Genomic DNA, 11,000 nt, shown 5'->3' with positions numbered 1-11,000 from the left:
TCAGGTCTCATTTTCATATGGATGTTTACTGTTTAAATCGTCAAAGAACTGTAAAAATCCTTTTTTTGCGCTTTTTCTCTATATTTATTCAAAATTGGTCGGGTATTTATATGTTTTCCCCTCTCTGCTAGCTTGATCCAGCTCAGCCCCTGTTTTGCGCAAGCTCGTACAATGGCGCTCCTTTAGCGGAGGTGTCATGCAGTTACACGAACTCGTCAATACATTCGGTCAGGATCTCAAGCAGCGCCATGGCCAGAAGATCCACAAGCTTTCCATTCATGGCGCCTTCACCTGTCCAAACCGGGACGGCACCCTGGGTCGTGGTGGCTGCACCTTCTGCAATGTCTCTTCGTTTGCCGACGAATCGGCGCAACAGCTTTCCGTGGTGCAACAACTGCTGGCCCGGCGGGACGAAGTGACCCGCGCCAAGCGTTATCTCGCCTACTTTCAGGCCTATACCAGCACCTATGCCGAGGTGGAATATCTGCAGCGGATGTATGAGGAGGCCTTGTCGGTCAGCGATATGGTGGGGCTCTGCGTGGGGACTCGTCCCGATTGCGTGCCAGATGCAGTGCTGGACTTGTTGGCCGGTTATCAGGCCCGAGGCTACGAGGTGTGGCTGGAGTTGGGGCTACAGAGTGCCAATGACAAGACCCTGCAGCGCATCAATCGTGGGCACGGTTATGCCGCCTATGTGGATGCGGTGACGCGTGCTCATCAACGTGGCATCAAGGTATGTGCCCACCTGATCGTCGGCCTGCCGGGTGAGCTGCCGATGGACAGCCTCGATACCCTGCATCGCATCGTCGAGACGGGCGTTGAGGGGATTAAGCTGCATCCGCTCCATGTGGTTGAGGGCAGTATCCTTGGCAAGGCGTGGCAGGCTGGACGACTGGAGGTATTGACGCTGGAGCAGTATGTGGAGGCGGCAGTTGCGATGATCCAGCACACGCCGCCCGAGGTGGTGTATCACCGGATTTCGGCCTCCGCGCGCCGTCCAACTCTGTTGGCGCCAGCCTGGTGTGAAAATCGCTGGACGGCCATGGCGGATATTGCCAAAGCACTCTCATTGAGCGGCCCGCAAGGTCACGCGTTGGGCAGACCCTTCATACTTCCTGACCTATAATTGAGCACCAGATTATTATTTTCACGTAAAACATAGGGTTATATAAAAAACTTCATACCCTAAACTATAGTTTTGGTACGTGCCGGTTGATATAGTGGTGCGCCATAATAAATGTCATTATCAATTAACTCCGACATTCACCCTGATTGCAGTGTTAGCATGGTGTTGATGAGCCGATTATTTTTACCAATAACGAATCATGCCGCCATTGCTGCTGTGCCGGGAAATTGGCGATGAGTGTCGCGATCTATCTGGACAGGTTTATCCCCTGATCAGTCTCATCAGCGGGAAGGCCACTCGGTTTTAGCGTGGCTATAGCAGGGAAATATGAGCGATGAACGCTCTTATCTACCTCATTTATGCAGTGACAGGATGCTATGCAAGCAGAAACAAGTCGTATTGATGAGTTATTGGAGTGTCTGGTCTTCTTGACCCGTTTTTATGGTGTGCCCAACAGTCAGGATGCCCTGACGACCGGGTTGCCACTGGTCTCCGGACGCCTGACTACCGCACTCTTTTGCCGTGCTGCCGAGCGGGGCGGGTTATCCGCCCGTGAAGTGATCCAGCCACTGGCTGATATCTCTCCCTTGCTGCTGCCTTGTGTATTGCAGATGCGCAGTGGTGGCGCCTGTATATTGCTGGAGTGGAACGAAGATCGCAGCCAGGGGAAAGTGATTTTCCCGCAGGCCGGTGATGCCGCGCAATGGCTGACCGCAGCCCAGTTGGGTGATGAGTATCTGGGGCGCCTCTTCTATGTAAAGAAGCAGTTCAAGTTTGACGAACGCTCGCCCAAGGTGCTTGAAACCCGTGATGGACACTGGTTCTGGAGCACCTTGTTCGAATCCCGCGGCATCTATCGCGATGTGCTGATCGCCTCCATTCTGATCAACCTGTTTGCCATCGCCAGCCCTCTTTTCACCATGAACGTCTATGACAAGATTGTGCCCAATCTGGCGTTTGATTCGCTCTGGGTGCTGGCTGTCGGGGCCATGGTGGTCTTTACCTTCGATTTTGTGATGCGGCAGTTGCGCAGTTACTTTATCGACATTGCCGGTAAAAAGTCTGATGTGCTGCTATCCGCCAAAATTTTCGCCAAGGTGATGGGTATGCGGATGGAATCTCGTCCCGCTTCCACCGGTGCTTTCGCCAAACATCTGCAGGAATTTGAGTCGGTGCGGGAGTTTTTCACCTCCGCAACGGTTTCTACTCTTATCGATCTCCCCTTTGCCGTCTTCTTCCTTTTTATTATCTGGATGTTTGCAGGCGTAATGGTGGTGGTTCCCATCGTCGCCATGCTGATCCTCATCGCCTACAGCTTCTATATTCAGGAGCCTCTCAAGCAGTCCATCGAAGAGGGGTCACGCCTTGCGTCCCAGAAGAACGCCAACCTGATTGAAAGTATTTCCGGGCTGGAAACCGTCAAGATTTTCGGCGCCGAGAGCATGTTCCAGCATCGCTGGGAACAGGCCGTCTCCCATATTTCCACCTGGGGCGTACAGACCCGCCGCATTACCAACTCCATGTCCTCGCTGGCCAGTTATATCCAGCAGGTGGTGACGGTTGGTCTAGTGATCGTCGGTGTTTACCAGATCTCGGAAGGCTTGGTCACCATGGGGGGCATGATTGCCGCCGTGATGCTCTCCAGCCGCGCCATTGCGCCCATGGTACAACTCTCCGTGTTGTCGACCCGTTATAACCAGGCCAAGTCAGCACTGGATATTCTGGAAAAAATCATGCAAACCCCGGGAGAGCAGGAGGAAGGCAAGCAATATATCCATCATCCGGTGATTGCCGGTCGCATTGAATTCGAGAATGTCTCCTTCAAATATCCCGGCATGGAAACCAGCACCCTGCACAATATCAATATGCGCATTCAGCCGGGCGAAAAGGTGGCGATTATCGGCCGGATTGGGGCGGGTAAAACGACCCTCGAGAAGTTGTTGATGGGGCTGTATCGACCGACCGATGGCTCGGTACGTATCGACGGTTTTGAACTTGATCAACTGCCACCTGCGGTGATCCGTCGCAATATCGGCTGTGTTCCGCAAGATGTCATTCTTTTCTTTGGCTCGGTGCGGGACAACATCATGCTGGGTAATCCGCTGGTGGATGATGTGAGAGTCTTGCGCGCAGCCAAGCGGGCGGGTGTCACCAACTTTACCAACCGGGATCCTAACGGGCTGGATCGGCAGATAGGCGAGGGGGGCCGTCAGCTATCCGGTGGCCAGCGTCAGTCGATCCTGCTGGCACGCGCCCTGCTCAATGATCCCCCCATTCTGGTGATGGATGAGCCGACCTCCAACATGGACAATCAGTCCGAGATGCAGGTCAAACAGGAGCTCGCCAGACTGGGCCCGGAAACCACATTGATCCTCATCACTCACAAAACCTCGATGCTGGATGTGGCATCGCGAGTGATCGTCATCGAGCAGGGGCAGATCGTTGCTGATGGTCCCAAAGAGGTGGTGTTACAGCAGTTGAAGGAAGGCAAGGTGCGCGTGCAGGAGGTGTCCCATGGTTAAGGGGCTCATGGACTGGTTCAAGCGCAGCAAAAAGACGCCTTCCGGCGAGGTATTGCCAGCACCCGAGCATCTGGAGTTTGTCGATGACGGCGCGGCAGCTGTACTGCTGACCACGCCGACCGGAGCTCGTATCCTGCTATGGTGCTGTTTCCTCTTTTTCATGAGTGCCATCGTCTGGGCGGCCTGGGCCGAACTGGATGAAGTCACCGTGGGTCAGGGCAAGGTTATTCCGTCCCGTCAGCTGCAGGTGATCCAGAACCTGGAAGGGGGGATCGTCAAAGAGATCTTCGTTAAAGAGGGGGATATCGTCGAAAAGGGACAGCCTCTGCTGCGCATTGATGACACCCGTTTCCGCTCCGACTTTAGAGAACGGGAGCAAGAGGTAGTCACTCTAAAGGGGGATGTGGCTCGTCTGCGCGCCGAGATGGCCAGCGTCGAGGTGAAAAACGACCCGGCACTGGGGTGGCGTGAACAGGTCGTGGTAGGTGAAGCGCCAATCCAGTTTCCCGATGGTTATGAAACCGTTTTTGCCGAATACGCACACCGTGAGCGGTCTGTACAGCGGGATCGCCTCAATAACCTGAAGAACCAGCTCTATATTCTTGGTCAGCAAATCGAACAGAAAGAGCAGGAGCTGATTGAACTTAATGCCAAAATTCGCACCGTGAATCGCAGTGTGGATTTGGCCAGACAGGAACTGAATATTAGCCGTCCGTTGGCGAAAGAGGGTATAGTGCCTCAAGTGGAGCTAATCAAGCTGGAGCGGCAGGTCAACGAGATGCAGGGGGAGTTGGAGAGCAACCGTCTGCTGATCCCAAAACTCAATTCGGTACTGCGTGAGACCATCTCCAAGCGTAATGATATTGCGCTGAAGTTCAGAGCAGACTCCCAGACTGAACTGAATGAGAAACAGGGGCGGCTTGGCCAGTTGTCAGAAGGGCAGGTTGGCTTGCGAGACAGGGTCGACCGGACCAGCGTGATTGCTCCGCTCAAGGGCACCATCAAGAAACTCAAGATCAACACCCTTGGCGGCGTGGTTCAGCCCGGCATGGATTTGATGGAGATTGTGCCGTTGGAGGATACCTTGCTGGTAGAAGCCAAGGTGTCGCCGAAAGATATCGCCTTCCTGCGACCGGGGCTGGATGCCATCGTCAAAATTACTGCCTACGATTTTACAATCTATGGAGGATTGCATGGCAAGGTTGAACAGATAAGTGCGGATTCGATCCAGGATGAGGAGGGGAACTCCTTTTATCTGGTTCGGGTTAGAACAGAGAAGAGTTACTTGGGCGATGAGCTTAACGCACTTCCCATCATCCCCGGTATGTTAGCCAGTGCTGATATCATTACTGGTAAAAAAAGTGTCCTAGACTATTTGCTTAAGCCGATTTTACGGGCAAAGCAGTCGGCACTGAGAGAACGATAAGCCAACAATCTAAAAACAAAACATGACTGGAGATAACATGAAAAAAACGATTGTTGCCATGCTGGTCAGTGGCTGCATCCTGATCCCGAGTTTGGGTCAGGCCCAGACTCTGGAAGAGTCGGTGGCACAGACACTTGCTACGCATCCCAAGATAAAGGAAGCGTTTGATCTGTATCAGGCACGACTCTATCAGCATGATGGAGCCAAGGGTGGCTATTATCCTACGATCGATCTGCGTGGCGGCGTAGGTTATGAAAAAACTGACAGCCCTTCTACCCGCGCTGCCAGCGCCAACAGCAATATTGATGATTCCATGACTCGCAAAGAGGCTGGACTCAGCCTGCGGCAAATGTTGTTTGATGGCTTTGATGTCAGCAACAACGTCTCCCGAACTGAAGCTGAAGCCAATGCCCAGCGTCTGGCGATGATCTCCGAAGCTGAAAATACCGCGCTGCGGGTGGCTGAGGTCTACCTCAATATGCTGCGTCAGCAGGAGATCCTGGAACTCTCCAAACAGAACCTGGAAACCCACGAACAGATCCGTAGCGACATCAGCAAGCGGACTGATTCAGGGCTTGGCTCTACTGCGGATCAGACCCAGATTGAGGGGCGTGTTGCCCGAGCCTATTCAAATCAGGCTGCTGCTGAAAACAACTATCGCGACGCAGAGAGTGAATTTATTCGTGTCGTGAACGAGGTTCCCAAAGATCTGGTACAGCCGGTTCCCAATACCGAGCTTATCCCGACCAGCCTCGATAGTGCGCTGAAAACGGCGACCGAAGTCCACCCGACCCTGCTCTCTTCCCTGCAGGATATCGAAGCGGCCAAGTATCAACATGAAGGCGCCAAATCCGGTTTCTACCCGAATGTAACATTCGAGGTCGATCAGAACTGGAATGAGGATATCGATGCGGTAAAAGGGCGCAACGATGATCTGACCGCAATGGTGCGGATGCGTTACAACCTGTTCCGTGGCGGTTCTGATGTGGCAGAGAGCAATGCAACATCGGCGCTCTACTCTCAGGCGAAAGACATTCATTTGAATGCGTTCCGCCAAGTGGAGGAAGGCACTCGTCTGGCCTGGAACGCGAAAGAGTCGTTGGCCAAGCAAAAGACCTTCCTGAAAGAGCATGTTGACGCCAGCTATGACACCGTACAGGCGTACAAGAAGCAGTTTGGGTTGGGTCAACGGACATTGCTGGACGTATTGAACACCGAGAACGAACTGTTTGAGGCGCGTCGCAGCTATATCACTGCCGAGTATGATGCACTGCTGGCGGACTATCGCATTCTCAACGCGACAGGCAGCCTGCTCAATGCATTTAGCGTCAAACAACCCGCTGAATGGCAGGCCAGGCAATAACCGTTTGTTCATGATCCCGTAGGGATCATGAACGCCAACATGGTGACTGCTGCTGGCAGTCACCATGTTTGGCTAACGCAGGTTGTTGTACGGGCTTTGAGGAGTGCAGCAGTAATAATGCAGCAGGAATATGACGTGACACTCCAGCGTGGTACCGGTAGCAGATGGTGTTATCTTCTCAATGAATGGAGATACCGATCGCTACGCGCTCTGCGCCACTCCTTATGGATCCTGCTGTTACCCTTCTCACTTCTGCTCTGTGCCAGCCAGCCTCTGCCACAGGAAGATCTCAACTTGATCAAGCGGGCGGAGCAGACCTATGGCGCCAGAGCCGGCAAGCGTGTAACCAGTTGGCGTATGTTGGTCATGGAGACGAAGGGCAGGGCCCTGAGCGAAGAAAAAAAGCTTGAGCGGGTTAATAATTTTTTCAATCGGATGCGTTTTATTGACGATATCAAGTTGTGGCGCAAAAAAGATTATTGGGCAACCCCGCTGGAATTTTTGGGAGCCGCCGGGGGAGACTGTGAAGATTTCAGTATCGCCAAATACTCTACGCTGCTCGAGCTTGGGATCCCTGATGATAAAATGCGGATGGTGTACGTCAAGGCACTTGATTACAACCAGTTTCACATGGTGGTGGCATATTATGAGACACCCTCTTCCGTTCCGGTTATTTTGGATAATTTGATAGGCTCGATTCGCCCTGCCACACAGCGGCGAGATCTGGTGCCTATTTACAGTTTTAACGGTAGTCACTTGTGGTTGATGAAGGCACGAGGCCAAGGGGAACTGGCTGGTCAATCATCCCGCTTGGGATTATGGAATGATTTACGCAATCGCATGACCTCGGGGCGATTGGCTCGGCCAGTGGTGAATTTGGATGATTAACCTATGACGCTCTATCGACAGTTATTAGCCACCATGCTGCTGCTGTTTGGATTGTTATTTGCGGCCACATACTGGGTGCAATTCAATTCAACCCGCACTTATCTGGCGCAGCAACAGGAAACAACGGTCATCAATACGGCAACCTCACTGGGGCTTGCGCTCACCCCCTATCTGGAAAACGGTGACAAGGTCGGTGCCGAGTCGGTGATCCAGGCTATTTTTGATGGCGGCTATTATCGACTGGTTCGCCTTGACCTGCTTGCATCAAAGGATGTCATCGAGCAGGAAAATACCAACAATATTCAGGGGGTGCCGCAGTGGTTTGTGAATTTGGGTCTGTTTCCTGAGGTATCCAACGAGTCAATTCTGACGTCTGGCTGGTTGCAGCTTGGAAAATTAAAAGTAGTGGGTCACCCTGGCCAGGCTTATTACGAGTTGTGGCGGGGGATGAGCGAGCTGGCGAGCTGGTTTCTGGTCGGCTTTTTGATCACCACAATTTTGTTGATGAGAGCACTCAACTACTTGCTCAAGCCACTCAAACAGATCTGTGATCAAGCCGTCGAGATCGAGCTGCACCATTTCGGTCATACGATCCCGGAGCCTAAAACCCATGAATTAAAGCAGGTCGTTCAGGCGATCAACACCCTCTCAAGCAAGTTGGCGTTGCAGTTCAAAGAGCAAGCCGATGAGGCCGAGAAATTGCGTGAGCGGGTTTATGTCGATGCCGTGTCGGGGCTTGGCAACCGAGCCTATTTTGTGGGTCAGGTAAACGCATGGATAGCGGAAGCTGGCCAAGGTGGCGTCATGCTGGTTGCGGTCGACATGCTGGATGATATCTATCGCGATGAAGGCTTTGCTGCCCGTGACAACATGGTCAAATCGATAGCTCAGGCTTTGAAAGAGCAATTAAAAGGGTGGGATGGCGCAGCCTTGGCACGGATCTCCGCGACGGAATATGCGCTGCTCTGTCCAACTGACGATCTGACTCAGCTAAAAGAGCTGGCTGAAGTGATTAATAGCCGCATTGCCGATCTGGTGGTGAATCCAATGGGCGAAGGGGATGCGCTCTCCGTCATTGGTATTGCCGGTCGTGATGGCAATGATGATCTCTCTGCCTTGTTGACCAAAGCCGATAATGCGCTTGGCAAGGCGCGCAATGAACGCCGCGGTGCTGTGGTGATGGAAGGGGGTACCGAGCAAGGTTTGATGGGGCGTTTGGCCTGGCGAGATCTGGTACAAGATGCCATTTCACGACAACTTTGGCGCTTCAAAGCCCAACCAGCTTGCCGGTTTGATAATGGAGCAAGGTTGCATGCCGAGCTGTTTGCTTCTATCTCTCGCGATGGCACAGATTATTTTGCCGGTCAGTTCTTGCCCGCGATTGAACAGTTCAAATTGGGTGGCGAGTTTGACCAGGCGGTGCTCGATGCTTGCGTTCCATTACTGCAAAAACAGTCTGATCTGGTACTGGCGATCAACATCACTGCTGGTTCGCTCTGCTTGGATGAATTTTTAACCTGGCTGACGCGCTATCTGACCGAGCATGCAGAGCTCAAAGAGCGGTTGTTATTTGAAATACCTGAAGCTGCCATCATGAAACATAAAGACAACGTGGCTGCGTTGGTTGGCACCTTGCAAGCTCATGGTTTCCAGTGGGGGGTTGACCACTATGGTCGTCACTTCCAGTCTCTGGGCTATCTGGAGGAGCTGTCGCCGGCTTATGTCAAGGTTGATCACGGTTATACCAGTCAGGTCATGGAGCCGGGGGCAGACACCTCATTCCTGGCGGCTGTGTGTCGCGCCGCACACAATGCCGGTGTGACCACCATTGCGACCCGCGTCGAGGATCAACATCAAGTGGAACTGCTTTCCAAGTTGCATATCGATGGTTACCAGGGATTCGTTCATCCTGCCTTCCCATTGTCTTGAATTAAATGCTGAAAATGGCCCCGATAGGGGCCTTTTTTATACCAGTCACTTATCTTTTCGCCATTTTTCTATAACCAACTCAAGGTCAGTCTTGAATGGGGCTGTATCTAGGGTTCTGATTTGTATTAAGAAATTCCAACTCTTCGATTTTTTTCCGTCCATTTGTTGAATTCCTCTCGAACGTACGCTTTTTTGCAACGGAACAGCGCGCTATCTCCTTCTACGGTGTAGACATCAAGATCTGTCACCTTGGAGCAATGGATATGCGTACCCAAATCATCGACAAGTCCGTGGTTGTCTCAGCTATAGAAGGCAATGTGGAGATTGTGCTGGCTGATGGAAGCAGCCGCCCTCTGCAAAAAGGGGAAATTCTCCGACCCGGAGCCAAATTGACCATAGCTGATGACGCCAAGCTGGCTCTTTCCCCTTATGACGATACTCCTGCATCGGATGTTCCGGCAGGTTCCGAGTCCGCTGAACCTGCTCAACCGCAACTGGCGGCCAGCCAGGAAGGCGCTCCTTCAGATATTGCAGCATTGCAAGAATCGATTCTGCAGGGTGTTGACCCGACGCAAAACTTTGAGGCTTCTGCTGCTGGTGGGGCACCAGCGGCCGGTGGTGGTATTGGTGGGGTTGCGGGGGCCAGTGGTAATGGTGGTTTCGTAACAATTGATCGAACAGGCGATGCCACGATAGCGGCTGCAGGGTTTGATACCACCTACGATACGGCCGCTGTCATCAATGAAAATCAGGCCGAAGATTTGATTCTTGAAAATCAGCTTGATGATTTGGGCGAAACCGCCGTGACCCTGGAAGACACTCAGGTCAGTGGGAATTTGCTCGACAATAGTACCAATCCAGATGGACCTGCTGATGCCTCTATCGTTTCATATGACTGGGGTATCAATATCGGAGTCCCTGCCGGTGTTGCTGCCACCATTACCCGAGTGGGCACGCTGATCATCAATCCGGATGGGAGCTATACCTTTACTCCTGCTCCTAACTATGATGGCGCTGTTCCCCCGGTGAACTATCAGGTAACTGATGGCCAGGATACAGTGACTTCAACACTCGTTATCTCCATTACTCCGGTAGATGAGGAGGTAAGTCTTGATGGGCTTACTCAGGAAGGGGAGGAGGTGTTGGTCAGTGATGCCAACTTGGCCGACGGTTCGGCACCTAACGCAGCCGCGTTAACTCAAAGTGGGGTGTTTACCTTCAATGCCCCGGATGGTGTCCAAAGTCTTGCTCTGGGTAACGTTACGCTCATCACCAATGGTCAATCTGCTACCTCTTTTCCCCTGTCAATTATTAGCCCGTTAGGAAATGTCCTGACAATTACAGCGGTGACCTACAACCCTGTGACTGGTGCAGGACAAGTCAGCTACAGCTATACCCTTGGCGACAATGAAAACCACACAAGACCTGCCAATGACACCTCCTTGAGCGAGAGCTTTAGTGTCGTTTTGACTGATAGCGATGGCGACACGGCTAGTGATACCCTTGATATCACTATTTTGGATGATGTCCCGAGCATCGTTGCCAATCAGCCAGACACAGAGGGCGTGAAAGGCGCACTGCTGACCTCGGATGCAGGCGGCAGTGCGGTGGCTGACTTCAGCGGCGTGTTCAGCTTCGACAGCACGCAGGGAGGAGCGGACACTGCGACCGTGAGTGCGGTCAGTTACGGCCTGGTGTTGACGGCGGTGGCGAACGAGGAAAGCGGTCTGGTTGATTCCGGGCTGA

General features: G+C 52.8%; 7 protein-coding genes. All 7 read left to right on the top strand.

Annotated features, from left to right (window positions below; all coding sequences use genetic code 11):
- The first annotated feature begins 196 nt into the window (after positions 1–196).
- A complete protein-coding gene (locus AB5Y82_RS07455) occupies positions 197–1,126 on the top strand; it encodes a TIGR01212 family radical SAM protein (RefSeq protein WP_368173815.1) in 930 nt (309 codons plus the stop codon).
- A 377-nt stretch (positions 1,127–1,503) separates the two neighbouring features.
- Positions 1,504–3,648, top strand: coding sequence for a type I secretion system permease/ATPase (locus AB5Y82_RS07450; RefSeq protein ID WP_368173814.1), 2,145 nt, complete (start codon positions 1,504–1,506; stop codon positions 3,646–3,648).
- On the top strand, positions 3,641–5,074 hold the full coding sequence (locus AB5Y82_RS07445) for an HlyD family type I secretion periplasmic adaptor subunit (protein WP_005350982.1): 1,434 nt from the start codon (positions 3,641–3,643) through the stop codon (positions 5,072–5,074). The genes AB5Y82_RS07450 and AB5Y82_RS07445 overlap by 8 nt, the downstream gene beginning before the upstream one ends.
- A gap of 37 nt (positions 5,075–5,111) precedes the next feature.
- Entirely contained in the window at positions 5,112–6,437 is a 1,326-nt protein-coding gene (locus AB5Y82_RS07440) for a TolC family outer membrane protein (RefSeq protein ID WP_005359768.1), read from the top strand.
- 135 nt (positions 6,438–6,572) lie between these two features.
- Positions 6,573–7,325 carry a transglutaminase-like cysteine peptidase gene (locus AB5Y82_RS07435; RefSeq protein ID WP_005350994.1) on the top strand — a complete coding sequence of 251 codons (753 nt, stop codon included), beginning with the start codon at positions 6,573–6,575 and terminating at the stop codon, positions 7,323–7,325.
- Between the two features lie 3 nt (positions 7,326–7,328).
- Entirely contained in the window at positions 7,329–9,254 is a 1,926-nt protein-coding gene (locus AB5Y82_RS07430; RefSeq protein WP_111899598.1) for an EAL domain-containing protein, read from the top strand.
- Positions 9,255–9,517: 263 nt separating this feature from the next.
- The coding region (locus tag AB5Y82_RS07425; protein ID WP_368173813.1) for a retention module-containing protein at positions 9,518–11,000 on the top strand (1,483 nt) is incomplete at its 3' end.

It is taken from the genome of Aeromonas sp. s13 (genome assembly GCF_040907905.1).
In the GTDB taxonomy this organism is placed as follows: Bacteria; Pseudomonadota; Gammaproteobacteria; order Enterobacterales; family Aeromonadaceae; genus Aeromonas; species Aeromonas veronii.
Note: the sequence above shows the minus strand (reverse complement) of the source record. Positions and strands in the feature narration are given on the sequence as shown.